Origin of the sequence: Pseudoalteromonas sp. NZS11_1, assembly GCF_015864275.1 — a bacterium.
Taxonomy (GTDB): Bacteria; Pseudomonadota; Gammaproteobacteria; order Enterobacterales; family Alteromonadaceae; genus Pseudoalteromonas; species Pseudoalteromonas arctica.
Genome location: NZ_JADYXK010000001.1, coordinates 502,035 through 527,843, shown reverse-complemented (window position 1 = coordinate 527,843; position 25,809 = coordinate 502,035). Strand labels below are relative to the sequence as shown.

Below are 25,809 nucleotides of genomic sequence, written 5' to 3'. Positions count from 1 at the left end.
TCTGCTGAAATTTAATTAGAATGCACTCACAATATCACTGGTAATTTATTGGTAATTAATTTTACTTTAATTCTTAACACTCCTGAGGGTTGCTTATGTTATTCAACGGCGATTTAACAACGATTTGTCCTATTAGACAAAGAATCCGTGACTTCTACCGCATAGATGAAAATGCGGTTATTGATCATATTTTACCGCTTGCAGAAGTAGGCGTAAAAGCACGAAGTCGTGCCTGGGAAAGAGCCCGCCAGATTGTTTTAAACATTCGTAAAGAGCAAGATGGGCAAGGCGGTGTTGATGCGCTTTTAAATGAATTTTCACTCTCTAGTGAAGAAGGCGTTGTATTAATGTGTTTGGCCGAAGCACTGCTTCGCGTACCAGATAAAGCGACTCAAGATGTACTTATTCGTGACAAGTTAGCGAAAGGTGATTGGAGCTCTCATTTAGGCAGCAGCGATTCTTTATTCGTAAACGCGTCTTCTTGGGGATTATTAGTTACCGGTAAAATGGTTAACTACACAGACAAAACGAAAGAACAACAGTTCGGCATGCTTAAAAAGACCATTGGTCGTTTAGGTGAGCCAGTTATTCGTAAGTCTGTAAATTTTGCTATGAAAATTATGGGTAAGCAATTCGTTATGGGTCGTACCATTGACGAAGCAATTGAACGTGCTGCCGATACAGAGCAAAAAGGTTATGTATATTCTTACGATATGCTAGGCGAAGGCGCGCGCACAATGAAAGATGCGAAGCGTTACTTTGACAGCTACATGAATGCTATACACTCGATTGGTAAAGCGGCAAATGGTCGTGGTCCAATTAAGAGCCCTGGTATTTCAGTTAAGCTTTCTGCTATTCATCCACGTTATGAGTTCACTCATAAAGACCGTGTGATGGAAGAAATTGTACCAAAGTTAAAAGAGCTTGCGCTTGCTGCTAAGAAATACGATATCGGCTTTACCGTTGATGCTGAAGAAGCTGACCGTTTAGATATTTCATTAGATGTAATTGAAGCGGTATTTAGTGATGAAGATCTTGGTGATTGGCAAGGATTTGGCTTAGCGGTTCAAGCGTATCAAAAACGCGCTATTTTTGTAATTGAATGGCTAACAGACCTTGCAACCCGTGTTGGTCGTAAAATGATGGTACGTTTAGTTAAGGGCGCGTACTGGGATACTGAAATCAAAACCACACAACAAGATGGTTTAGAGCATTTCCCTGTATTTACTCGTAAAGCAACAACCGATGTTTCTTACAAAGCATGTGCAATTAAAATGCTTGAAGCGCGCGACGTACTTTATCCACAATTTGCAACGCACAACGCTTACACTGCCGCGACTATTTTAGAAGTAGCGAAAGGCGATAACACAGGTTTTGAATTTCAACGTTTGCACGGTATGGGTGAATCATTATTCGACCAAATCGTTAACGAAGAAAAAATTCAATGTCGTGTATATGCACCGGTTGGTCAACACGAAGACCTACTTGCTTACCTTGTTCGTCGTTTGTTAGAAAATGGTGCTAACTCATCATTTGTAAACGCGATTGTAGATACAACAAAACCTGTTGAATCATTACTACCAGACCCTGTAGAAACACTGCAAGGCCTGCGTAACAAGTACAATACGCAAATCAAAATGCCAATTGATTTATACGGTGAAGAACGTGCTAACTCTAAAGGCATGGATTTAACCGATATTAACGTTATTACCCCTTTCAAAGAGAATCTTGAAACATGGTTTAATGAGCACTTAATTGAGCAAAGCCAAGTACCAGAAGGCTCATTGGCTGTTAAAAACCCAGCAAATCACAAAGAAATCATCGGCCACGTTAAGTTACAAACTGGCGAAGAGATGAAAGTATTACTGGCTAACGCTGAAGCGGCACTTGAATCATGGTCACAAACACCAGTAAAAGAGCGTGCTAATTTACTGCGCCGCGTTGCTGACATTTTAGAGCGTCATCATGATGAACTAGTCGCTATCTGTATTAAAGAAGCGGGTAAAGTAGCGCAAGATGGTATTGATGAAGTACGTGAAGCGGTTGATTTTTGTCGTTACTACGCAGCGCGCGCTGAAGAGTTATCTAAAGATGAGCGTTTTGAAGCCCGTGGCGTTATTTTATGTATTAGCCCGTGGAACTTCCCGCTTGCAATATTCTTAGGTCAAGTTGCTGCTGCGATTGTTACAGGTAACACTGTAATTGCCAAGCCTGCTGAGCAAACAAGTTTAATCGCCCTTCGTGCCATTGAACTAATGCTATCTGTTGGTTTACCTGAGCACGTTGTTCAACCTGTTATCGCTCGCGGCTCAGAAGTAGGTAAAACAATTGTTCCAGATGAGCGCATTCAAGCGGTTATGTTTACAGGTTCTACTGAAACAGGCACATTAATTTCTCAAACACTTGCTGCACGTAACGATATTCAAGTACCGTTAATTGCAGAAACAGGTGGCCAAAACTGTATGATTGTTGACTCAACGGCGCTTCCTGAGCAAGTAGTTGACGATGTGATCAGTTCTGGTTTTCAAAGTGCTGGCCAACGTTGTTCTGCTCTTCGTGTTTTATTCATTCAAGATGACGTAGCAGATGGCATTATCGAAATGCTTAAAGGCGCTCTAGCTGAGTTACACATTGGCGATCCATCATTACTATCAACTGATGTTGGCCCTGTAATTGATGAAAAAGCACTTAAAAACTTAAATGAACACGTTGAGTACTTAAAAGGTAATTCTATACTTCATTACGAATGTAAAATTCCTGATAATACTCAAAATGGCGCATACTTTTTTGCTCCTCGTTTATACGAAATTAAAGACTTATCAGTACTTAAACGTGAAGTATTTGGCCCATGTGTTCATATTGTTCGCTTTAAATCGAATGAACTTGATGATGTGATGGATCAAATAAATAACACGGGCTATGGTCTGACAATGGGTGTTCACTCACGTATTGAAGAGCGCTGTGAGTACCTTGCTAAAATGTCACGTGCGGGTAATGTTTACATTAACCGAAACATGATTGGTGCCATTGTTGGTGTGCAACCGTTTGGTGGCCGTGGTTTATCAGGTACTGGCCCTAAAGCCGGTGGCCCTAACTACCTACAACGTTTAGTAAAAGAAAAAGCATCACCAGATAACGTGCAAATGACAAACCTGACGCCAGATGAGCTTGATTTACACCACTACAGCGGTGCAAATGAGCAAGTTAAAAAGCTAATGGCTAACTCAATGCGCGATGAAAAAATCTGGCGTGCAACACCACTAAACGACCGTGTTTCGGCTGTACGTCAGTTGCTTGCTAAAATCGCGACGGTAGAAATTATCGACGATTTAGCAGACGACTTAGCATTAACATTATCAGAAGCACGTGCACAGCTTAACCGCCTTGAAAAGCACATGCGTAAGTTTACTACCCTGCCTGGGCCAACGGGTGAGTCTAATACACTTCATCTAGAAGCACGTGGTTGTGTAGTGTGTTATGCAGATAAGAGCACATCATTTAACTTCTGGGCATTGTCTATCATTACTGCTATTGCCGCAGGTAATACGGTAATTACTGTAGCGTCTGAGCTGTTTTATGATGAAGCCGTTGCCTTTAAAGATAAATTTATCTCTACAGGTGTTGCAGAAGGTGTTTTCCAAGTAGCTAAACCTAACCAGTTACAAGCTATTTTGGCGCACCCTCATTTAGCCGGTGCGGTAGTTGCTGCTCGCTCGTCTCGCTTGGGCTACTTTAGTCAACAGCTTGCACAGCGTAAAGGTGCTATTTTACCAGTAATTAGCTCTGAGTATTACGATACATTAATCAAACGTCTTATTACTGAAAAAACAATCAGTATTGATACAACAGCATCAGGTGGTAACACATCACTAATGACGCTTGTTGAAGATGATGAATAATTAAGCTAATGCTTTTTAACTAAAAAATAAAAAAGGCACTGAAAAGTGCCTTTTTTATTAGGTAGTAACGTATATATTTGTTAGCTTAATGAAAGATTAACAATAGAAGTAATAAATTTGAAAATAATTCCTGTTGGTCAGTTATTGCCTGGTATGTTTGTGCAAAGCGTTACTAGACAAACTGGCAGTATTAAAATTAAAAATCAAGGCTGGGTTAAAACTCAGGCTGGTATTAATAACCTAATAAAAGCAGGCATTTTAGAAGTAGAAATCGATCCTGATAAAACCCTCATTGACTCAGTCCCTGAAAAAGCTCCTATTACTGTACCTGCAACAAAAATAAAGCGTGACCCTTGGCAAAAAACACACAGTGCCGAACAAGAAATGGGAAAGGCAAAAAAACTGTATGACGAAGCTAAAACACTGCAAATAAAAGCGTTTAAAGATATTAAAGCAGGCCGCGATATAGATATTGCACCGTTCAAAGAGCTGGCAAGTGGCTTTATGGACTCTGTTTTTAGAAACCAAGACGCCCTAGCCTGCCTTACCCAAATGCGCCAAAAAGATGCTTACCTACTTGAGCACTCTATTAATGTATCGATATTAATGGGGATTTTCGCGAAGCATTTAGGTATAGAAAAAAACATTATCGTTGAACTGACTACCGGCGCACTTTTACACGACATTGGTAAGATAAAAATCCCTGATGAAATACTCAATAAGCCGGGTCGCTTTACCGATGATGAATTTAAAATAATGAAAATGCACTCGCTTTTCAGTAAAGAAATATTAGAAGAGTCTGGCTTAACGGGGATCGCGGTTGATATTGCAGGTATGCATCATGAAAGGCTTGATGGTAAAGGCTATCCGTTTGGTAAAAAGGGCGACGAAATAAGTCAGTACGTGCGTATGGCATCAATTGTAGATGTGTATGATGCACTTACCGCAGAACGTGTTTACAAAACAGGCATGGAGCCAATAAAAGCCTTTAAAATACTAAAAGACGGATGCCCAGATAGCTTCGATCCCGTGCTGCTTAATAAGTTTATTCAATGTATTGGTATTCATCCGGTAGGAACGCTCGTTAGATTATCGAGTCAAAAAGTTGGTTTAGTGACCGAGAGTAATCCCAGTACACCACTAAAGCCTATCGTTAAAACATTTTACAGCGCCAAACATAGTCGCTATACAGAGATAAAAGATATCGATTTATCTAATAAAAAAACCTTAGATACCCTTGAATCAGCGGTGAAACCTAAAGAATATAATATTGATTTAGAACGCTTTTATAAAAACTCAATATTACCCTAAGCAATATTGAGAGCTCAACATTCTACCGAGCTCTCAACATAATAGCTAAACGTTTACTGCGGCCAGTCTTGCAAAGCCTTTAAGCTAAACTCATAACCATCAAAATCAAGTACACTTTGCTCAGGTGTAATCTCTCTTACAGTTAAAGCGCCTATGCTCTCTCCTTCATGTAACTCTCGGCCATTTAGCTTGATCCAACGCTTGTCAGCACTCGATGAATAAATATGCGCTTGATATTTAATACTAGGCAACATTGATTGCAAACCATCTGGTAGTAATTCTACAGGCTCAACACGTGATGACGTTTTTGATGCATGGGTAACTTCATAATCCTGATTTTTTTCGACGTCTTGTATAGCTTGCGCAAACGCATTTTTAAGTGTTGTAGGCACCTCATCAAGCTCAGGATCGCTCATCTGTTGAGATTGGTTGTTACCATTAATTGGCTTACCTAGTACTTTATATTTACTCATATCTAGTTGAGCTGATGCTGTATTTTGACTTTGCCCAAATACCGAAGCGTTCTGTGTATTATTTGGATTGTAATTATTTTGTGGATTAAATACTGGCTGATTATAATTTTGAACTGGCATTACTTGTTGCACGTTCTGCTGATTATAACCCGTTGCGCTCGTGACCTGACTCGATGGCATAGGAATATATTGCCCATTAGGCGTCAATAACATTTGCTGTACACCATTAGGTGTTTGCACATGTACAAGTTGCCCTTCAATCGTTGCAGTATTTGTTGGAGCTACTTTAGCGGGTTCTAACTTAGCTATTTGCTGTTTTTCAACTGCGGCATCTACCTCTTTAACTTGTTCTTTAGGTGACGATTTTTCGCTTTCAACCACCTTAATTACAGCGGGTTCCGATGTGTTTAATAAAGTAGTACCTTGAAACCACTTACCAGTAGTAAACCCACCAGCTACAGCAATAAAAGCAGCTAAGCTTGTACCAAATACTAACGCTAATCGTCTATAACGCTTTAGTGCTTGCTGTTGCTTTAACTGCTCTGATTGTAAGTCGTATTGCTCAGCACTCATATCTGATTGCTGCGACTGCTTTAGCGCATCTAATAAATAAGACATAACTTACCTAACTATAAAATAAATGAAAGCCCAATGCCTACGGCAAATAAAGCAGCGAATGCAAGGCTATATGGTACAAATGACGTTGCTTTGTTGGACTCATTAACTGGCGCTACAAAATCCATGGGTAATGACTCATGTGCTGATTTTTTTATTATATCGCTATCAACTATCAACTGCTGCTTTGCAAAAGTGCCTACCAAAGCTCGCTCACATACCAAGTTCATTAATCGTGGCACACCACCGGTTAATTGATGAACAGCTTGCATGGCATCCATCGAAAAAATTCCTTTATCACATCCTGCAACATGTAACCGATGCTTTATGTAAGCAACTGTTTGGCCTTGTGTAAGTGGTAATAAATGGTAACGAGCTGTTATTCTCTGGGCGAGTTGCCTTAATTCATTGCGCTTTAAAAGCTCTTGTAGCTCAGGTTGACCAACCAATACTATTTGTAATAATTTTTTATGATCGGTTTCTATATTTGTCAGCAAGCGTAATTGTTCAAGCACATTAGGGGCAAGTAACTGCGCTTCATCAATTATAAGTATGGTGTGCCCGCCCGATTTATTATTGGTCTCTAAGTGCTTTTTTATAATATCGGTAAGACTTTTAAGCGTCGCATTATTAGCATCGTAACTAATGTTGAGCTCATCACAAATACTAGCCAATAACTCTAGCTCTGAAAGTGCTGGGTTATGGATCATCGCTACTTGCGTGTTTTCAGGTAACTGCTCTAACATACTGCGGGTAATTGTAGTTTTACCAGTACCCACTTCGCCTGTTAATAATACAAAACCACCGTCTTCACCTAATCCATAGGTAAGGTGTGCTAAGGCTTCTTTATGTCGTTCACTTAAAAATAAGTAATGAGGGTTGGGCGAAATTGAAAAAGGTTTTTCATTCAGGCCAAAATAGCTTAAATACACCGTGATGTTCCTTCGTAATTAAATCACGGCCTATAATGGCAAAAAAACGCACTAAGTGACAACGTTGTAAGCGCTTTATTATTGAAATAACGTAAATTTATGTAAAACAAAAAAATGCAGCGGTTTTAAGGCTGCACTTTCATCTGTCTAATCTTAGTAAGTACTTTATTCTTCGTAGCGAACTAACCGTAAATACACATTACTAGTTTTGGCGTGCAAGCTATTCAGCCCACTATCAAATTGATAAACCCATGCAGAGCTCATCGTGCTCACACCCGATGTATTTGACCAATAGTTTTGAAGCTTAGTACCAAAAAACACCTCTTCATTAATGCTCGGCTCGGTGCAACTGTGCTCTAAAATACTCGCCAACTCTTTAATGTTAGGCATTTGCCAATCATCGTAATCTGCGGTTGTATCATTTTTAGCACCGCGTAGTGCTTCTTGCCAAGTAAGAGAAGGTGTAGAGCCTTCGCAAAGCTGCGTCTCTGTATTATAAATTTGCCCATAACTACAACGTTGCCACATAAGGCCTGTTTCGGTATCAGACACTGTGCCATCTGTATTTATGGTAAATCTATCTGTCGGCGTTGTGGTATCTGCACCGTCGTAGCACGTTTGCGCCGCTGCAATATTAAAGCTCAAGCTTATAGTTGCTAGTGCATAGAGTAATTTTAATCTCATTATTTTCTCCTAACGGCTTCTAACTAAACGAACATACGCGGTATTTTCTTTTGGATAAGCAAGATCGTTACCATCACTCATATCAATAATGTACGCTTGCGATAAACTTGTACCATCGGCTGCAGTTTGCGAGGTCCAATACGGTAAATCCACATTTTCTATATCACCTGATTGAGGAATATAAGGAAATAACGATTCGTCTATTAGCACTCTTTGCCCTTGTTTCCCGTAATCAATTAAACCTAAAAGCTCGTTATAAGTTGGTAAGCGCCAGTTTGTACCACCACAGAAATCTAAGCTATTCACTTCGTTTATATAGCTTTGCACGCCGCAACTGGTATCATCCGGACAAGTTGAATTGGCTGTACTGGTATCGGTAAAAGTAGTATCGCCCAAATCCCAAAAGTAATGATTTTGCCCTTCACGCAAACTTGTATTTGGCAATACTCCAGAGGATTCAGTTTTTACTTCCCATACAAGCCCTGTAACATTATCGCGTATACAGGTAAAGTCACTACTATCATCACCAACTTCATCAGCAAACTGATTAAGTTTAGTGTAATCAAACGCTAAATTACCTTTGCCAACCTTATCTAAACGATTTGCATAGCTATCGCGTCCGAGCTCTGCATCTTGCTCTGGAAAATCATCGCTTTCACAGTTAATGCGTTGTGTATTGTTGTAACACTCACCAACACCACTATCGTTTATAAGCCCAAGCGCTTTTGGTGATACATCAACAAATAAAGAATCTGTATCGGTACGTCCTTCTGAGTCGGTTACCGTTACTTCAAAGCTCAATGTGGTCTCGGTATCTACATCAGAGGCAAAAAATGTCGTTGTACATTGGTTGCTATTACTTAATGTTTCGCTATTACCGGTAAGTTGTTGCCATTTACACTGATAGGTATCGGTAACAGTTTCGCTATTCGTTGCATCAAGTGTTACTTGTTCAAACTCCTCAATATTTTGATCAGCACCTGCATTTGCATCCACCAACTCATTTGTTTTGTTAAGCGTCATCGAATATTGAGTACTCGCCTCACCGCCTTCATCATCAGTGACTGTTAGCTGCCAAGACAAATTTACGTTACTTTCTAGTAAAGGATGAGAAAAGCTAAGAGTTGACTCATTAAAGCTAGCAATATCTAAATCAGGACCTGATAGCAGTTGCCACAAGTAACTATCAATTTGGCCATTATCATCAGGATCGCTCGACTCAAGAGCGCTCAAAGTAACTGTATCTTTGTATACAGAAGGAAGTGTTTCAGGAGATGTTTGGGTAACAACAGCAAGAGGAAGTTGATTATTAGAGCTCACTGAAATAGAAATGTCGTCACTAACAGCGCTACTACCGGTGCTTTGATAGCTTACTCTTAAGATTATTTCACTATCAGTTTTTACGTCAGGGGCTGTCAATGTTTGCTCAGCACCATCAAGCGGAAAACCTTCTAAGCTTGGGCCGCTAACTTGTTGCCATGAAAACGTACCATCAGCGGGGGAACCTTGTGCTGTGATGGTAAATTCAGTTTTTTCGATAATTTGTAAATCGGTTCCAGCATTAACAGATGTTTCTACAACTGTATTATCGCTATCACCGCCACCTCCTCCACACGCACTCAGCAAACCACAAGAAATGAGGGGGATTAAAGCAAACGCTTTCATACGCAGCACCTTATTATGTCAAATAATTACTATAGTGTAATTACTAGCAATAAAGATGCCATTTAAGTACTACATATATGTATCTTGATGAATGCGTACAAACAACTTCGTACCGATTTTACTGTAATCTACTTTGTATTCACGCCCATCTAAAGCTTGAATAAATAGTAATTGTTTTTCTTCGCCAAATACATCAGGGCTTCCAACATAGACTATTTCTAAATAGCGATCTTTTGCATCACGGCGGTTTTTAGGTAACTCTTCTTTAAATGGCTCTAAGCCATGTTGAGTCACTTTAATTTTAGGATGAATTTCAGAGTTTACAATCACTAAATCATGCTTTTTATCTTTATGTATTATGGTGTTTCGACCACTTTTTAAAAAGGCTCTCTCTTGACTCATTTTTCTTTCCTACAGTCGCAGCTTAATTATTAATTTGCGACGCTATAAACTGACTAGGCTCGCGCTTCCACTTATTTAAGTTAGCACTAAATGCCCAGATATCTCTATCTAACACACTGGCTGGTAATAATAAATCGTAACCGGTTAACAGTTGAAGGTGCTTAGTCCTGTTAGCAAACATAGCTATAAGACCAGTATAGCTTATCCCTTTATGGGATGTGTAATGTGTATCTTCTATTAGCCATTCTGATGGGCAATTGCCATTTTTGCAATGTTTTTGAACAACTTGCATAAACAAATTACGCTGCTCTATTAATAATTTCCCTGCAATTCGAGGCGCTATGCTTGTTAAAAAGTCATCTATGTCGTTTACCTTTATACCAACCGCATTTAATTCTAAGTAATCAAAGCCATCTTCTACTTTGGGTATACCACTGTGATGAAAGTTACTATGAGGCATACACCAAGCTCCGTATTTATGGCAATAAACGAGCTCAGACTCATTTAATATAAGGCTATGATATGGCTCTTGAGTTTTTAAATATCCAATAAAAATAGCGGCAATACACAAGCTCACTAAAAATATTTCAAGTATGCTAATCTCACCCGGCCTCAGTAAATTAAACAACATAATAAAAACTAAACCAATTGCACCTGCAACAAGCACTTCAATTGCGTTTCGCGCACCTTGTGCCCGAAACTTAATGGCATTGTTAGGTTTATCCATATTGGTAAAACACCATATAAAAAACAAGCATAATAACAGCCCAAATTATGACCTTTCTTGTTGTTATACATAAGTTACAGGTGGTTTTAAATTTCATACATTACCGCTTTTTCCTCAACAAAATAGGAACAATGAATAAATCTTATTTACTTTTACGCTTAACGCACAAATTTATGAGACACATAACCGTCTTTTCCCGGTCTTATTTCGTACAATACTTACAATTCATTTTCAGGTATGAAATCAATGTACTCAAGACAATCAGGTAAAGCACTTTTTCCATTTATTATTACGTTACTTCTAATATTTAGCATTTATTTATATCTACCCGCTAGCCACGGCGAACAGGCCGATTTATCACAAATGTCTACTCAAGTAACAGCTCATACTGTTACTTCTCAGGAAAACGCAGTGATGATAGAAGCGATCGGTAGCGCGCGTGCAAACCAAGCAATCTATATAAAAAGTGCGCAAAACGATTATGTCACAGATATATATTTTAAAGACGGCGACTTAGTCAGTAAAGGGCAAAAGTTAGTACAGTTACAGAGCCGACAAGAACAGCTTGCCGTTAAAGAGCTTGGCATTAACTTACGTGAAGAACAACGTCAGTTAGATCGCCTAACCGAACTTTCACGCTCGCAATCAACGGCAAAGTCGTTACTTGAAGAGCAGTTATCTCGTGTTGATGCAACAGAGGCCCAACTAGAAAGCGCTAAAACTAAATTAAACGAAATGACTATTAGTGCGCCCTTTTCAGGCCTGTTAGGTAAGCGTGAAATATCAATAGGTGCTTACGTAAGTAATACAACAATAATCACAACACTTGATGATATTAGTATTATTAAAGTTGACTTTAAAGTACCTGAAAAATATTTAGCACAATTAAATATGGGCATGAAAGTGCTTACGCAAAACGATGCCTACCCAGGACAAACATTTAACGGCAAGGTAACGCATATTAGCTCGCGTATTGATTCGGTTACTCGCAGTGTTGAAGTTACAGCAAGTTTTGCCAATAAATCAGGATTACTTCGCCCTGGTATGTTACTAAATACAGCACTTGAGCTAAGCAGCAACCAAGCTTTAATGGTGCCAGAAAAAGCGGTTATACCTTTGCAAGACAAACACTTTGTTTTTCAAATTCAAGATGGGATAGCTAATAAAATTGAAGTGCATGTTGCTAGCAGAAATAATGGCTGGGTTGCTATCGACGAGGGCCTAACTGATGGCGAGCAAATTGTTACTGAGGGGCTAATAAAAATTCGCTCTGGAAGTAAAGTAAGCGTAAAGGGGTAATACGTGAAAATTACAGATACTAGCGTCAAGCGCCCCGTTTTTGCCATTGTAATTAATTTACTGCTTCTTACTTTTGGACTGGTTGCGTTTACTATGCTGCCACTTCGTGAATACCCGGATATTGAAACGCCGATTGTAAATATCAGCACTGAATACACAGGTGCTTCTGCCGAAATTATAGAAACCAAAATAACGCAGATAATAGAAAATCGAATTTCAGGTATTGAAGGCATCAAAAGTATTAACTCTTCGAGCCGTAATGGACGTTCAAACATTACCATTGAGTTTGATATTAACCGCGACATAGATGCTGCATCTAACGATGTACGCGAACGTGTAGCACGTGCACTTGATAGTTTGCCCGATCAGGTACGCCCGCCAGAAGTATCTAAATCAAATAGTGATGAAAGCCCAATCGCCTGGTTTGTATTAAACAGCGAAACAATGGACTCGTTACAGTTATCTGATTACGCGCAGCGTTTTATTGTTGACCGCTTAGCCGTAGTAGATGGTGTATCTAACGTACGTATTGGTGGTGAGCGCCAATACGCTATGAAAATTTGGCTAAACCGCCAAGCAATGGCTGCACGTGGCATTACCTCAAGCGATATAGAAAATACACTGCGTACAGAAAACGTTGAGTTACCGGCTGGCGAAATAGAATCTATAGATCGTGACTTTACCGTGCGTACTGCCCGTAGTTATAAAGATCAGCGCGATTTTAAAAACCTGGTAATTAAGCGTGGTGATGAAGGTTACTTAGTACGTTTAGGTGAAGTTGCCGATGTACGTTTAGAAGCTGCCGATGACGAAAGCTTATTTCGTGGTAACGGGCGTAATATGATTGGCTTAGGTATTGTAAAACAAGCTAAAGCAAACACACTTACCGTAGTAGATAACGCACGCAGCGAACTTGAAAAAATCAAACGTAACCTACCTGAAGGCACTACAATTCAAGACAGCTACGATTCGTCTGTATTTATTAAAGAGTCTATTAATGAAGTTTACAGCACACTTGCCATCTCTATGGGTTTAGTCGTACTCGTTATATTTTTGTTTTTAGGCAATATACGAGCAACGCTTATTCCTGCGGTCACCGTACCGGTCGCACTTGTTGGTAGCTTTATGTTTTTATTGGCAATGGGCTACTCAATTAACTTACTCACTTTACTTGCCTTAGTACTGGCCATTGGTTTAGTAGTAGATGATGCTATTGTAATGCTTGAAAACATTCACCGCCGTATTGAACTGGGTGAGCCGCCGTTACTAGCTGCATTTAGAGGCGCGCGTGAAGTAGGTTTCGCTATAGTAGCAACCACGCTTGTACTAATATCGGTGTTTGTGCCATTAGTATTTATGGATGGCCGTATAGGTGCATTATTTACTGAGTTTGCTATGGCGGTAAGTGCTGCCGTATTTTTCTCAAGTGTTACAGCACTGACTCTCGCACCAGCCTTGTGCTCTAAAGTACTTAAAGTATCAGACAAACCAAATAAATTTAGCCAATGGATGGACCGCCAGTTTACTAAAATTGAAGTAAGTTACCGTAATTCACTCTCCACCAACATAACCCGTAAATGGGGTTTAATGGTGAGCTTATTATTAGCTGGCTTTGTTAGTTACTCGTTGTTTTTACAAGTTCCTTCTGAGCTAACGCCAAAAGAAGATCGTGGTACGTTCTTTATTATGATGAGCGGCCCTGAGGGCGCAAGTTACGAAAATAACGCCGCTAATATGGCTAAAATTGAAGAGCGCTTAATGCCTTACTCGCAAGCCGGTGAGCTAAGTCGCGTACTTGTTCGAGTGCCTGGCTGGGGTGGCAGCGGCGGTGTTGCGATTGTGGGTATGGCCGATTGGGATAAACGCAAACGCTCAACGTGGGAAGTAATGGATGAAATAAGCGGTAAAATGCAAGAAGTTACCGATGTTCGTGCATTTGCCATTATGCGCCGTGGTATTGGTGGTGGTGGTTCATCTCGCCCAATTGAGTTTGTACTGCAAGGTAATGATTACGCTCAACTAGCCGATTGGCGTGACCGTATAATTAAGCGTGCTGAACAAAACCCAGGTTTAGTAAGAATCGATCATGATTATAAAGAAACCTTCCCGCAGTTTTTAGTCAGCATAGATAAAAACAAAGCTGCCGATTTAGGCGTTTCGGTATCTGATGTAGGCCGTACACTAGAAACAATGCTTGGCCAGCGCCGTGTTACGACCTTTATTGACCGCGGTGAAGAATACGATGTGATTTTAAAAGGGACAAAAGAAGATTTTACCAATCCTACAGATATTTCAAATATATACCTTAAATCACGAAGCGGTGAACTAGTTCCACTTGATAGCCTTATCAGCTTAAAAGAAGAAGCAACAGCATCGCGCTTAAACCGTTACAACCGTATGCGCGCAATTACATTAAGCGCCAACTTAGCTGATGGCTATACACTTGAGCAAGCGCTTAGCTTTTTAAACGAAGTAGCCGCGCAAGAAAACGATATAGATGGCGCAGTAGATTACAAAGGTGAATCGCAGCTTTATTACGAAGGCGCATCCGCGATGACCTACGTATTTATACTTGCACTCACCGTTACCTTCTTGGTACTTGCTGCACAGTTTGAAAGCTTTATGCACCCATTTGTAATTATGCTTACCGTACCGCTTGGTTTAATGGGCGCTATGTTTGGGCTTTGGGCTACAGGGCTTACCTTAAATATTTACAGCCAAATAGGTATTGTCATGCTCATAGGCTTAAGTGCTAAAAACGGTATTTTGATTGTAGAATTTACTAACCAATTACGCGATAAAGGCGTTGAGTTTAGTGAAGCAATACTACAAGCGGCTACCCAGCGCCTTCGCCCAATAATAATGACCTCACTAACAACCGTTATGAGCTCTGTTCCCTTGGTTTTTGCTTCAGGCCCCGGCGCCGAAAGCCGTATGGTAATTGGTGTAGTTGTGTTTACAGGGGTTATTGTATCTACCCTGCTGACTCTTTTTGTTGTACCTGCTGCGTATTATGCTCTATCGAAAAATACACAGTCACCTGAGTTTTTACAACAAAAGCTGAATAAACAAGCTGCTGAAAAGCCTTTCGAAGAGATCTAATCTCTTTATTGCGCCGTAACCTTGTTGTTGCGGCGCATACAATTTATGCTCGCCTTTAAACTCCATATACATTTTAGGAATACTTATGAGCTCAACAACGCAAGTAGCAACATTTGGTGGCGGCTGTTTTTGGTGTATAGATGCAGCATTTAGACGTGTAAATGGCGTATTAGATGTGAGTTCTGGCTATACCGGTGGCGAAACCGACACCCCAACCTATAATTCTGTATGCTCTGGCACAACCGGGCACGCTGAGGTTGTTAAAATTGAATTTGATACCAATGTAGTTAGCTTTGAAACACTTTTAGCAATGTTTTTCACTTTGCATGATGCAACACAATTGAATCGCCAAGGTAACGATATAGGCACACAGTATAGAAGCGTTGTTTACTATCACGATGAAGCTCAACTAAAGCAAACCAATGAAATGATAGCTCAACTGCAAAGCCATGTGAGTGAGCCAATTGTGACAGAAGTCAGCCCTGCCACTACGTATTATCCAGCAGAGCATTATCATCAAGATTACTATAACGAAAACCCACAGCAGGGCTACTGTAGTATTTTAATAGCACCTAAATTACATAAGTTTGAAACCGTATTTAAAGAGTTCTTAGCTGACTAGCTAATTTGAGTAGTTAAATTGATTAGTTAAACTTAGCTACACATTAAAAAGCCCGACATAAGTCGGGCTTTTTAATATTAATAAATACAGTTAAAACTGGTAGCTTGCACCTGCAAAAAAGCGACGCTCTGGCGTGTTGTAGTAATACACTTCACCCGTTGTAAAATCAGTGTTTGAATCAACAGCGTTATATTCTTTATCAAATAAGTTTTCTACACGAAGCGAAACTTCAATATGTTCATTTACTTGATAATTACCCGCTAAGTTCCAAAGCGTGTATGATCCTAAACGCGTCACAGCACCTTGTCGGTCGCTACGGTATTGCATGTCTAAGCTTGCGTCAAAAGCACCAAACTGTTTTGCAAGTTCCCAGTTAAAAGTACGTTTAGCAACATTACGCAACTCTGCGCCCGTTTCTTCGTCTTCAGCGCTTAAGTAAGCAAAATTAAGGTTGCTATCAAAACCAAAAAACTGCTGAGATAAGCTAAATTCAACCCCTTCGTAGCGTGCTTCATTCAAGTTGATAGGAAAAAAGTTAGAATCTAAAGATATCTTATCTTCAATATCATTTCTAAAAATAGCAACGTCAATACTTGCTATATCAAAATCTACATTTAACCCAATCTCTTGATTTAATGATTTCTCAGGCTCTAAATCAGGATTAGATGAAGGTGGAAAACCAGGAAAAGCCGGAAAGTATAAATCGTTAAATGTAGGTGCTTTAAAGCCAGTGCTTTGGCTTATGCGGAACGTGGCGTCTTCAGATAAATGATAACCCGCAGCGGCTGTATATGTTGTTTCATCACCAAACTGTTCATCATCGTCTTGGCGAATTGTTAAATTAGCTAACACTTTTTCAGCATTGTAATAAGCCCCAACAAATACAGCTAATACATCACGCTCTTGCATATCATACTGCGTTGAACTGTGCGATACATCATCGTTGTACCAGTTAACACCACCGCTAATATTAAGCTCTTCAGATAGTATATATTGACCGTTATAATCAAATTGCACACGTTTAGTTATAAAATCATTTACACCAAATGCTGAGGTATCGTGAGAATCATCTGTTGAAATAGCAATATCAATACTGTGCGATTGGTTAGTGTAGTTTTTACTCCAACCTGCAGAAAGCTGATAGTTTTTAAAATCACCTGTTTCTATAGTACTTGTCGCTGGACTAAAGCGACTGTCGTAATCTGCATAGCCTTCACTGTATTGGCCTAAAAACTTAAAGTCGCCGTAATGTGCATCGGTGTAGTTTATTTTAAAACCAAGGTTTTTATTTTCATAGCCATCTTCATCTGGTGCTACGCCTTGCAGTGCATCAAAGTTATCTGTTTTTTCAAAGCCTGCGTTAAATGCTGTTGTTATATCATCTGATTTTACAGAGCCTGCAACTTGATAATTTTGATAAGAGTCAGAACCAAATGTAGCGCTTAGGGATAAGTTATCCGACTCACGCGTAATAATATTAATAACACCAGCGAGTGCATCAGAGCCATAAACAGCCGCGCGAGAGCCCTTAATAATTTCAATGCGTTCAATACTATTTAAAGGGACATTATTTAATGCTTTTTGACCAAGTGTTGCTGAGCCTGTACGTACACCGTCAATCAAAATTAGCGTATCGCCAGAGCCAGTACCACGAAGTGACACACCTGTATTTTGGCCAAAACCACCGTTTGGATTAACCTGAAAACCAACTCGCGTGCTTAATAAGGTTGGTAAATCGCGTACGTTGCTTGCTTCTATTTCTGCACGCTCAATAACATTTACACTTGCTAAAACGTCATTGATTGATTGCTCAAATTTATTAGCTGTAACGGTTATTTTTTCAATTGATTGCTCTGCGCCAGACACAGAAAATGAAAGCGCAGCAGAAATAGCAACGCCTAAAGTTGTTTTGTTTAACATGATGTCCCCTACCTTTGCCCACCGCAAAGATTTAAGTAAGTAAGATTGCATCAAGGCCGGTCTCCGGACTCAGTAAGCACATCAAAATATGCAATACTTTACCGTTGCGGGGGCAGTGTTGGGCTTGTAGTCATCATGAAAACGCACCAACTTCCCGATTATCCTGCTAAAAAAATCATTACATGAAGTGGCTAGCAAGCACCTTGAAAATATGTCGCTATTGTGAGTATTTTGTTTACAAATGTCAATGGACGTCTATACAGCTAAAACCCTTTAAAATGCAGTTAGGGGTTAGTATAGTTTGAAGAAACTCCATATTTATCAAGTAGCTTCTGAAGTTGTATTTGTGCAGTAGGTAAGCTGATTATTTCATCCATTTTATTACTAGTGATCTTATTTGATTTAGAGTTAACTAAAAAGTGCGTTTTATAAACGGCATCTGGTACGTTACTTTTATAGAGTAAATCCATATTAAAAGTATTTTGATTTTTAAAATATTGGTAAGCAATATTATTTAAAACGCCTACTTCCGCGCGCTTTAATAGCAGCATTTTAACCACATTGAATTCATCAATGGTTAAACTTACTTGATGTGCCTCACTTAAAAATTCGGCATCTGTATTAAATCCAGCAAATTGATACGAGTACCCCAATACCCCAACCTTTGTTAATGACGTAATGTCGTCAAAATAAGCTTGCTCATTTGTATTTTCTTTAAGCGTATAAAGCTCATTTTTGGTAATGGTATAAAATTCGGTTTTTTTAATGTTTTCTTGCGCTGATTGTGGGATCCATTGCAGTGCCATTAAAAATAAAACATCAAAATTATTTTTTTCAACTGACAAAGCAAGCCTTTTTACAGGTAGAGACTTAAGTACGAAGTTAAACTCCTGCTGTGCTCCGTTTAAAATCTTAATAAACTCAGGAGCAAAACCCTGCTTTTTTTGCGCATTAATAATAATGGGAAAGTAGCCATCTTCAACCAGTACATCAATATCAACTGTTTTTGATAAGCTTGGTTTGGTAAATGTAAGCAAAACAAATAACAAAAATAATTGATGAAGTTTCATTTTAATACCTTCTAGTGTGAAGTACTTAATTGCATGTGATTAAATATAATAGCTTAAATATCAAAAAGGAGATTAATACATACGGGAGTATCTAGGCAGCAAAGAGGGATAATAGTGAGATATTTAAAATGAGTAAGTAGCTTCAATCTGTCTGTAAGTATAAACAGATTAAAGCATGCTTAATTTAAAACTATTTATTGATTAATCGCGGAAATTTTTAAACTGAAAAGGCTGACCTAGCTCAGCACTGCGCACTACTTGCATAGCCTCTTGAAGATCGTCACGTTTTTTACCCGTTACACGTACTTCTTCGCCTTGAATAGCAGCTTGAACTTTAACTTTAGAGTCTTTAATGGCTTTAACTACTTTTTTAGCCATGTCCTTTTCGATACCTTGCTTTAAGCCAACGTTACGAAATACATTTTTACCTGCACGGGTAATATCTTGAAGCTCTAAGCTTGATACATCCATACCACGCTTAGATATTTTGTTAGCTAAAATATCAAATAATTGCATAACCTGAGAGTCTGCTTCAGCTTTAAGCTTAATTGTTTTGTCATTTAGCTCAATAGATGCATCAACGCCTCTAAAGTCAAAGCGAGTCTCTAGCTCACGATTTGCATTATCAACTGCGTTTTTAGCTTCGTTCATTTCTACTTCAGATACAATATCAAATGAAGGCATTGGTTTGCTCCTAACTATTTAATCTTAATTTTATGTGGCAATTATAACGCTAAAATTATAAATCTTTACATTTTTCTGCATCTTGTTCAGGTGCGATATTAAATTAGTTTGATATACTTGCGCCTCTTTTTTAAGCGATTTTAGGATTTGTCGTGACAAGGCGTGTTTATCAAGCAATTTTTTTAATCAGCATAGTAGCTTTTACCTTTTTATTTGCCAAAGAAATAAAAGGTGGCGTTGTAAATTTATTTCCTCATGTTGATAAAGTGGCCCATTTTGGGATTTTTTTTATACTAGCCATAATAATGGATAAAGCGTTTAAGCTTCCTTTATATGCGCAAATACTTTTATTGGCAGGTTATGGCGCCTCTATAGAAATAATGCAAGACGCACTTCCATATAGGCAAGCATCACTCGGTGATTTTTTTGCTGATTTTGCAGGTGCCGCAAGCTACTTTTTACTTAGAGTAATTTTTACACCTCGAAAAAAGAACCCATATGGCTAATATTTTAATTGTCGGCGATGGTGCTATTGGCTTGTTACTTAGTCATTTTCTAAGTGCGTCGCATAATGTCAGTGTTTTAACTCGCAAAAGCCCAACAAATACCCGCTTTTATAGTCGAGGTAAGGGTGCATCTAAAAAAATTGACGCACAATTTATTGCATTAAATCAGCTAAATAAAGCGGCTGAATTTGATGTTGTTTTATTTACCGTTAAAGCCTTTCAAGTACTTGATGCATTTACGCAAATAAAGCCTCTTCTACCAAGTCATTGCTCTGTTGTACTTTCGCATAACGGAATGGGTAATGTTGATGAGGTAAATAGCCAGCTAAGCACTCACCAAGCACTCTACTTTTTAACGACGAGCATAGCGGGCTTTAAATCAAACCAATACATTGTGCAGCACACTGGTGAGGGACAAAGTGTTATTGGTGCTTGTAATGAATTAGCTTTTCAAAATAGCGCGCCAATAGCTGATATTTTTAAAGTAATACCCAGCCTAAAGTTTACTAATAACATTCAGCAGCTTCGTTTTGAAAAACTACTCGTAAATATTGCCATTAACCCATTAAGCGCTTTAAGTAATGTAAAAAATGGTGAGTTACGCGCACCTAAGTACAATGCTATAATTTTTAATGCACTCACTGAAGCATGCAATATAGCAAAGGTACAAGGGCTTAATATCCCATTGATTAAAGCACTTAATACCGCTTATAAAATAATGGAATTAACGTCTGACAATTACTCTTCAATGCAGCAAGACGTCGCGCATTGCAGAGAAACTGAAATATCAGCTATATGTGGCTATATTAGCCAACAAGGCAAACTTCACGGTATTCCTACACCTTACAACGATGAGTTGTTTGTCAAAATTCAGGCAAAAAAAAGCGTGGTATAAACCACGCTTATATAAATTCTTAACTTTAAGACGACAAACCTTATGGGCGGTAAACTTTTACCGTTTCAAAGCCTTGTTCGTGCAGCATAAGTGCCTGTAGTTGGCTCATTACGCCTCTATCACAATATAAATAGTAGTCGGTGTCTTTTGGTAAATCACCAAACTTAGTCGCCAGACGGAAGAACGGTAAATAAACCACTTCAACACCGTCGATTGCAAGCGGTGCAGCTTCTTCTTCCTCTGGTGAGCGAATATCAACTACCACAGAGCCTACAGGTAAATCAGCAACCGATTCAGCTTCTTTAAGTTCTTGTTTGGCTTCAACGTCAATATCACGCACGTCCATTATACGTGCGTTATTTACAACGGTATCAAGTACATCAAAGTCGAACTTTTCTTCTTCACCAAGAATAACGTCTATTTTGGCTTTAACCGTTGGCTTTTTAGAAATAACACCACAGTATTCAGGCATTGTTTCTGCCATTTCAGCCGTACCAATTTGGCGAGCAATATTAATAATTTCTTGCTTATCGTGTTGAATAAGCGGGCGTAAAATAAGCGTTTCAGTAACACGGTCAATCACGCTTAAATTCGCTAATGTTTGACTAGATACTTGGCCAATACTTTCGCCAGTAACAAGTGCCTGAATGTTTAACTTTTGCGCAACTACACTACCCGCGCGCATCATCATACGTTTAAGTACAACACCCATTTGGCTGTTTTCAACGTTTTCTAAAATTTCAGCAACAACAGGTTCAAAATCAACCGTTACAAATTTAACTTTATGTGTAGAGCTGTATTTTTTCCATAAGTAGTAGCTTGCTTGCTTAACGCCAATTTCGTGCGCTGCGCCACCTAGATTAAAGAATAAAAAGTGTGTGCGTGCGCCTTTACGAATCATTTGGTAACTTGCTACGCCAGAGTCAAAACCACCAGACATAAGCGAAAGCACGTCTTCTTGAGTTGGCAGAGGAAAACCAGCCATACCAAAATGCGTATGAGAAACAATGTAAGCTTTATCGTCTTTTACTTCTAGGCGTATTGTTACTTCTGGGCGGCTAAGCTTTACGCTTGCGCCTTCGATATGTTGATTTAATCCACCACCAACATAACGCTCTAAATCAGTTGAGGTAAAATCGTGTTGCCCTATGCGCTTAGCACGAACACAAAAGGTTTTACCTACAATAGTATGACCAACTAAAGCGATGGTTTTTTGATAAATATCATCAAGAGTTTCGAATTGTGTTTCGGTTACTTCAATAAATTGAACAATGCCAGGGATGCGTTTAAGGCTATCGATAAAATCAAGGCGAACTTGCGCGTCTTCAAGTTTTGTAACAACTGAAATGTTATCCCAGTTATTTCTTACTTGTACTTTTTCGTCAACACGGCGCAATACAATTTTAATGTTATTTTCTAACACTTTAGTAAAGCGTTTACGGACTGAACGGCTTTTAATGGCTATTTCAGGATGTAGTTTGACGATAAATTTAAGCATAGTTCACTCTTAGACTGCGGGAATTCGCGCTCCCAGGCATTTGGCGCGGGATTATAGCAAAAAATTCAGCGCCTAGGAAACAGCCTATTACTATCGATTAAACTACTGTTGGGGCTTGTTGCGCTAATTCAGTATATTTTTCACGTAGCAGGTTCATTTTATCAATGCTTTTATCGGTACTGTACGCTCTAAATAATGTAAGTACTTTTAAAATGCCATGATATATATCTTGCTCAGCAAGCGTACCACTTGGCCTACGGGCTTTAATATAAGGCGTCCAAAAACTAACCGTTAACTTTAGTGTATGTGCTAAATCAATGACATCTTGCTCATCAATAGCAATCATTTCACTGTCGCGAAGTCCTAAAATAATTTTACGAACTTGCTCTAACAACTCTAACTGAAAATCAATATAAGCTTGTTTTAAATCAGCATCTCTAGAGAGAATATCCCCGAGATTATCGTAAAAAAAATGATAGCGCCACATCAGCTCAAATAACGAATCTAGGTAAGCCGTTAAATGATTAAATGCATCATCATCTTTATTAATAGGTTTAAAGTGAGTATTTAAATGATCGCGATACAGCGCAAAAATATGACGGATAATGTCTTCTTTATTTTTAAAATGATAATAAAGATTACCCGGGCTCATCCCTAAGTTTGATGCAATATGATTTGTCGTTATTGCACGCTCACCATTTTCGTTAAACAACAAAATACTGGTGTGTATTATTTTATCCTTGGTATTCATATGCTAATACTCAAATTATCTATAGGCTACATTACACTCAAAAGAGGTAAACAGTATAAACAAATATGAATCATTAAAACACTCCCACCATGGACTGACCTGTTTAAAGAAAGTAAGTGTTTATATGCTTTTTTAGCTAGGCTGCTTTGTGGCATAAACACTGTTAAACTAGCGCTAAAATAATAAATAGTGAACATTATGAAAGTTATTGCAATTTACCCTGGCACCTTTGATCCACTAACTAATGGGCACACAGACCTTATTCAACGTGCAGCTAAAATGTTTGATACTGTATTAGTTGCGGTTGCTAATAACCCAAGTAAAAAACCCTGCTTTAACCTTGAAGAACGTGTTGAGCTTGCAAATACTATTTTAAGCCACATAGATAATGTTAAGGTAATTGGTTTTTCTGGTTTATTGGCTGACCTTGCGCGCGATCACAATGCTAATGTGCTTATTCGCGGTATTAGAGCGGTATCTGATTTTGACTATGAATTTCAATTAGCTAACATGAACCGCCGCCTGAACCCCGACTTAGAAAGTGTATTTTTAACACCCGCAGAGCGAAATTCATTTATTTCATCAACACTCGTTAAAGAAGTAGCTCGCCACAATGGTGATGTAAGCGAGTTTGTAGACCCTGTAATTGTTAAAGCTCTAAAAACTAAATTGGGCTGTGGTGCCAGTTAATAATAAATAAGGCCTGTTAGCACTGAAATCCATTACTAATAGGCCCTTTTATTAAACACTTTATTTAGCTTTCCTTCTAACCAAGTAAGTTTTAAAACATCTTTACCTATAAAGAAAACTAAAACCATGGTCAAATCTGTAAAATTTATACCTACTATGTACACCCACCAGAACCACCAAAAATCATAATGGTGCATAACATCATTATCTATATACATTGCAAAAAATAGTAAGGTGTTTATACCTAAACCAAATAATAAATAAATGTATATGCTGCTAATCTTTATAAAAAAACCAGATAAAATAATAACAAATAGAGTAATAATATCGAATAAGAAAAAATCGAAGTAAGTTATTGCGTCCATATCAATAAACATACTAGAAGAGTAAGAAAGTGCCATGATGAAAGATAGCCAAACAATGCTTTTATCTGCGCTATTTATAGAGCTTACTAAAGAATATAAAAAAGCCATCAAAAAGCCCCACTGTACAAAAACACCTATATAAAACGAGATATTTGTATTTAAAAGTAGCTCAACCATCTTACTCCAACACTAGATAAAAAATTATTATACCGCTTTACATATTACGGCAACATCAAATAAAGGCACAAAATCACTCTTCTTTTAAGTTGAGCTTTACTGCCTCAGCGATCTAAACTTAACTTTCTAACACATCTTAAAAGCTTGTTTAAGCCTAAAATATCCTTATTGATGATTAATACCAATGCCATTGTAAAGTCGACAAAATACATTCCAAAAATATAAACAGTCCAAAACCACCAATAGTAAAGAGTACCTGCAATTTCAATATCGTAGTGCATACCTAAAAATAAACATGCATTAATAAAAAGGCCTACAATTAAATAGGAGAAAGAAATTGGTACTAATTTTTTATATATAAATCGCCAAAGTATCAGGGCGCTAATAGTAGCAAGATCATAATAGAAGTAATTTAGGTGAGGATTTTCAATAAGTGGATCCATAAAAAGACTAGATATATATGAGACCATCATTATAAATGAAAGATGCGTTCTACTTTTATCATTTTTATTAATACTCGCTGATAGGTTATATAAAAATGCGATTAGGAAGAACCATGTAAATAGTATTGCTACGTTATATCCTAAATCTACCAGAGCCCAAAGTATGTCAGCCACTACTATTATTCCTTTTCATAATACTATTGTGGAACCATTTTTTAATTGCGGCTAAAGCTAAAAAATCTTTGTTTATAAAAAATATAGCTACCATCATAAAGTCGGCCAGATTAACAACAATTGAATAAAAAAACCAAAACCACCAAGGTTCGTAATTATTAAAAACTGACACATCTATATACATACCAAGAAATAATGATGAGTTTATAGTCAACCCTAACAACAAGTAGATCGATATAAGATTTTCAATAATGAAAAACCTTAAAATAATAATGGCTAAAATAGTTGCTATATCAAACAAAAAGAGCTGACGGTACGATATGTGCTGTATATCGATAAACAGGCTTGAGGAGTAAGAAATTGACATAACAAATGATAACCATACAGCTTCTTTTTTAGGTGTGTTAATACTTACAACTAATGAGTACAAAAAAGCCATTAAAAAGCCCCACTGTACAAATGCACCTATGTAAAAAGAAATTGCTGGATTAACTAGAATATTATCCATTATTTTTGAGATTTTTATTGAATACTAGTGAAAGAATCATTAAAACATCGAACATATTAACGCCAACAGAATAAACACTCCAATACCACCAAGGCTCATAGTTATATAAAACGTATAGATCGTAATGCAATATTAAGGTGAGCACAGCATTTATTATTAACGCAAAGATGATGAAGTGAAAAGCTATAGAGCGGTGAAGTACTTTAAAGTACTCTAAAATTAACAAAGCTAAAATTGTAATAAAATCGTAGAGCACCGAGTTTAAATATAAACCTTCTAATAAGTCTATATAACCACTAGAAACATATGAGCAGAGCATAAGCGCAGATAAATAAACAGGAGACTTATTTTCTTTATTTATCGTAGAGGCCAAACAATACATGAAGGCCATTAAAAA

At 38.2% G+C, this 25,809-nt stretch carries 22 protein-coding genes and 1 riboswitch; of the genes, 8 read left to right on the top strand and 14 right to left on the bottom strand.

The features are described 5' to 3' along the window. Nucleotides 1–95: 95 nt before the first annotated feature. Nucleotides 96–3,899, top strand: a complete 3,804-nt coding sequence (gene putA / locus I6F44_RS02335) for a bifunctional proline dehydrogenase/L-glutamate gamma-semialdehyde dehydrogenase PutA (protein ID WP_010553201.1) — start codon at nucleotides 96–98, stop codon at nucleotides 3,897–3,899. Between the two features lie 117 nt (nucleotides 3,900–4,016). After that, a complete protein-coding gene (locus I6F44_RS02330) occupies nucleotides 4,017–5,210 on the top strand; it encodes an HD-GYP domain-containing protein (protein WP_197173229.1) in 1,194 nt (397 codons plus the stop codon). A gap of 53 nt (nucleotides 5,211–5,263) precedes the next feature. Here I6F44_RS02330 and I6F44_RS02325 read toward each other — a convergent pair whose 3' ends face one another. The 6 genes from I6F44_RS02325 to I6F44_RS02300 all read right to left on the bottom strand — a co-directional run bounded on the left by I6F44_RS02325 (nucleotide 5,264) and on the right by I6F44_RS02300 (nucleotide 10,708). Then, nucleotides 5,264–6,301, bottom strand: coding sequence for a general secretion pathway protein GspB (locus tag I6F44_RS02325; RefSeq protein WP_169044244.1), 1,038 nt, complete (start codon nucleotides 6,299–6,301; stop codon nucleotides 5,264–5,266). Between the two features lie 11 nt (nucleotides 6,302–6,312). Next, the gene (locus tag I6F44_RS02320; protein WP_165734544.1) at nucleotides 6,313–7,230 is read right to left on the bottom strand and encodes an ExeA family protein; all 918 of its coding nucleotides are present in this window, start codon (nucleotides 7,228–7,230) and stop codon (nucleotides 6,313–6,315) included. A gap of 165 nt (nucleotides 7,231–7,395) precedes the next feature. Next, nucleotides 7,396–7,914 carry an Lcl C-terminal domain-containing protein gene (locus I6F44_RS02315; RefSeq protein WP_024590014.1) on the bottom strand — a complete coding sequence of 173 codons (519 nt, stop codon included), beginning with the start codon at nucleotides 7,912–7,914 and terminating at the stop codon, nucleotides 7,396–7,398. A 9-nt stretch (nucleotides 7,915–7,923) separates the two neighbouring features. Continuing rightward, nucleotides 7,924–9,579: an Lcl C-terminal domain-containing protein gene (locus tag I6F44_RS02310; RefSeq protein ID WP_197173228.1), complete on the bottom strand. Its 1,656-nt coding sequence runs from the start codon at nucleotides 9,577–9,579 to the stop codon at nucleotides 7,924–7,926. 69 nt (nucleotides 9,580–9,648) lie between these two features. Beyond that, entirely contained in the window at nucleotides 9,649–9,981 is a 333-nt protein-coding gene (locus I6F44_RS02305) for a hypothetical protein (RefSeq protein ID WP_007581673.1), read from the bottom strand. Nucleotides 9,982–10,003: 22 nt separating this feature from the next. After that, a complete protein-coding gene (locus tag I6F44_RS02300) occupies nucleotides 10,004–10,708 on the bottom strand; it encodes a DUF2982 domain-containing protein (RefSeq protein WP_197173227.1) in 705 nt (234 codons plus the stop codon). A gap of 246 nt (nucleotides 10,709–10,954) precedes the next feature. Here I6F44_RS02300 and I6F44_RS02295 point away from each other — a divergent pair, with 246 nt between their 5' ends. The 3 genes from I6F44_RS02295 (at nucleotide 10,955) to msrA (ending at nucleotide 15,731) form a co-directional block, all read left to right on the top strand. Further along, complete coding sequence (locus I6F44_RS02295) at nucleotides 10,955–12,007, top strand: efflux RND transporter periplasmic adaptor subunit (protein ID WP_197173226.1); 1,053 nt, start codon at nucleotides 10,955–10,957, stop codon at nucleotides 12,005–12,007. Between the two features lie 3 nt (nucleotides 12,008–12,010). Then, nucleotides 12,011–15,109 carry an efflux RND transporter permease subunit gene (locus tag I6F44_RS02290; protein ID WP_197173225.1) on the top strand — a complete coding sequence of 1,033 codons (3,099 nt, stop codon included), beginning with the start codon at nucleotides 12,011–12,013 and terminating at the stop codon, nucleotides 15,107–15,109. Between the two features lie 85 nt (nucleotides 15,110–15,194). Beyond that, complete coding sequence (msrA, locus tag I6F44_RS02285) at nucleotides 15,195–15,731, top strand: peptide-methionine (S)-S-oxide reductase MsrA (protein WP_007581669.1); 537 nt, start codon at nucleotides 15,195–15,197, stop codon at nucleotides 15,729–15,731. 90 nt (nucleotides 15,732–15,821) lie between these two features. Here msrA and I6F44_RS02280 read toward each other — a convergent pair whose 3' ends face one another. The 3 genes from I6F44_RS02280 to I6F44_RS02270 form a co-directional block, all read right to left on the bottom strand. Next, nucleotides 15,822–17,651, bottom strand: coding sequence for a TonB-dependent receptor domain-containing protein (locus tag I6F44_RS02280; protein ID WP_024609009.1), 1,830 nt, complete (start codon nucleotides 17,649–17,651; stop codon nucleotides 15,822–15,824). A 37-nt stretch (nucleotides 17,652–17,688) separates the two neighbouring features. Next, a riboswitch (cobalamin riboswitch) is annotated at nucleotides 17,689–17,872 on the bottom strand. A 63-nt stretch (nucleotides 17,873–17,935) separates the two neighbouring features. After that, nucleotides 17,936–18,721, bottom strand: a complete 786-nt coding sequence (locus tag I6F44_RS02275; RefSeq protein WP_197173224.1) for an ABC transporter substrate-binding protein — start codon at nucleotides 18,719–18,721, stop codon at nucleotides 17,936–17,938. A gap of 201 nt (nucleotides 18,722–18,922) precedes the next feature. Beyond that, nucleotides 18,923–19,405 (bottom strand): YajQ family cyclic di-GMP-binding protein, encoded by a 483-nt coding sequence (locus I6F44_RS02270; protein WP_007377833.1) that lies wholly within the window; start codon nucleotides 19,403–19,405, stop codon nucleotides 18,923–18,925. Nucleotides 19,406–19,557: 152 nt separating this feature from the next. On the opposite strand from I6F44_RS02270, the gene I6F44_RS02265 reads away from it, so the two are divergent. Next, the gene (locus I6F44_RS02265; RefSeq protein ID WP_007581666.1) at nucleotides 19,558–19,911 is read left to right on the top strand and encodes a VanZ family protein; all 354 of its coding nucleotides are present in this window, start codon (nucleotides 19,558–19,560) and stop codon (nucleotides 19,909–19,911) included. Further along, nucleotides 19,904–20,806 (top strand): ketopantoate reductase family protein, encoded by a 903-nt coding sequence (locus tag I6F44_RS02260; protein ID WP_197118673.1) that lies wholly within the window; start codon nucleotides 19,904–19,906, stop codon nucleotides 20,804–20,806. Before I6F44_RS02265 ends, I6F44_RS02260 begins: the two co-directional genes overlap by 8 nt. A 40-nt stretch (nucleotides 20,807–20,846) precedes the next feature. Here I6F44_RS02260 and thiI read toward each other — a convergent pair whose 3' ends face one another. Further along, complete coding sequence (thiI, locus tag I6F44_RS02255; RefSeq protein WP_197173223.1) at nucleotides 20,847–22,304, bottom strand: tRNA uracil 4-sulfurtransferase ThiI; 1,458 nt, start codon at nucleotides 22,302–22,304, stop codon at nucleotides 20,847–20,849. 97 nt (nucleotides 22,305–22,401) lie between these two features. Then, nucleotides 22,402–23,055, bottom strand: coding sequence for a TetR/AcrR family transcriptional regulator (locus I6F44_RS02250; protein ID WP_007581663.1), 654 nt, complete (start codon nucleotides 23,053–23,055; stop codon nucleotides 22,402–22,404). A gap of 198 nt (nucleotides 23,056–23,253) precedes the next feature. Here I6F44_RS02250 and coaD point away from each other — a divergent pair, with 198 nt between their 5' ends. Further along, on the top strand, nucleotides 23,254–23,745 hold the full coding sequence (gene coaD / locus I6F44_RS02245; RefSeq protein WP_197160415.1) for a pantetheine-phosphate adenylyltransferase: 492 nt from the start codon (nucleotides 23,254–23,256) through the stop codon (nucleotides 23,743–23,745). 35 nt (nucleotides 23,746–23,780) lie between these two features. On the opposite strand, the gene I6F44_RS02240 is transcribed toward coaD, so the two are convergent. From I6F44_RS02240 to I6F44_RS02230, 3 genes are all read right to left on the bottom strand, one after another. Further along, nucleotides 23,781–24,287: a hypothetical protein gene (locus tag I6F44_RS02240; RefSeq protein WP_165727580.1), complete on the bottom strand. Its 507-nt coding sequence runs from the start codon at nucleotides 24,285–24,287 to the stop codon at nucleotides 23,781–23,783. Nucleotides 24,288–24,391: 104 nt separating this feature from the next. Then, nucleotides 24,392–24,904, bottom strand: coding sequence for a hypothetical protein (locus I6F44_RS02235; protein WP_197173222.1), 513 nt, complete (start codon nucleotides 24,902–24,904; stop codon nucleotides 24,392–24,394). After that, nucleotides 24,897–25,412 carry a hypothetical protein gene (locus I6F44_RS02230; protein WP_197173221.1) on the bottom strand — a complete coding sequence of 172 codons (516 nt, stop codon included), beginning with the start codon at nucleotides 25,410–25,412 and terminating at the stop codon, nucleotides 24,897–24,899. Before I6F44_RS02230 ends, I6F44_RS02235 begins: the two co-directional genes overlap by 8 nt. Nucleotides 25,413–25,809 lie beyond the last annotated feature (397 nt).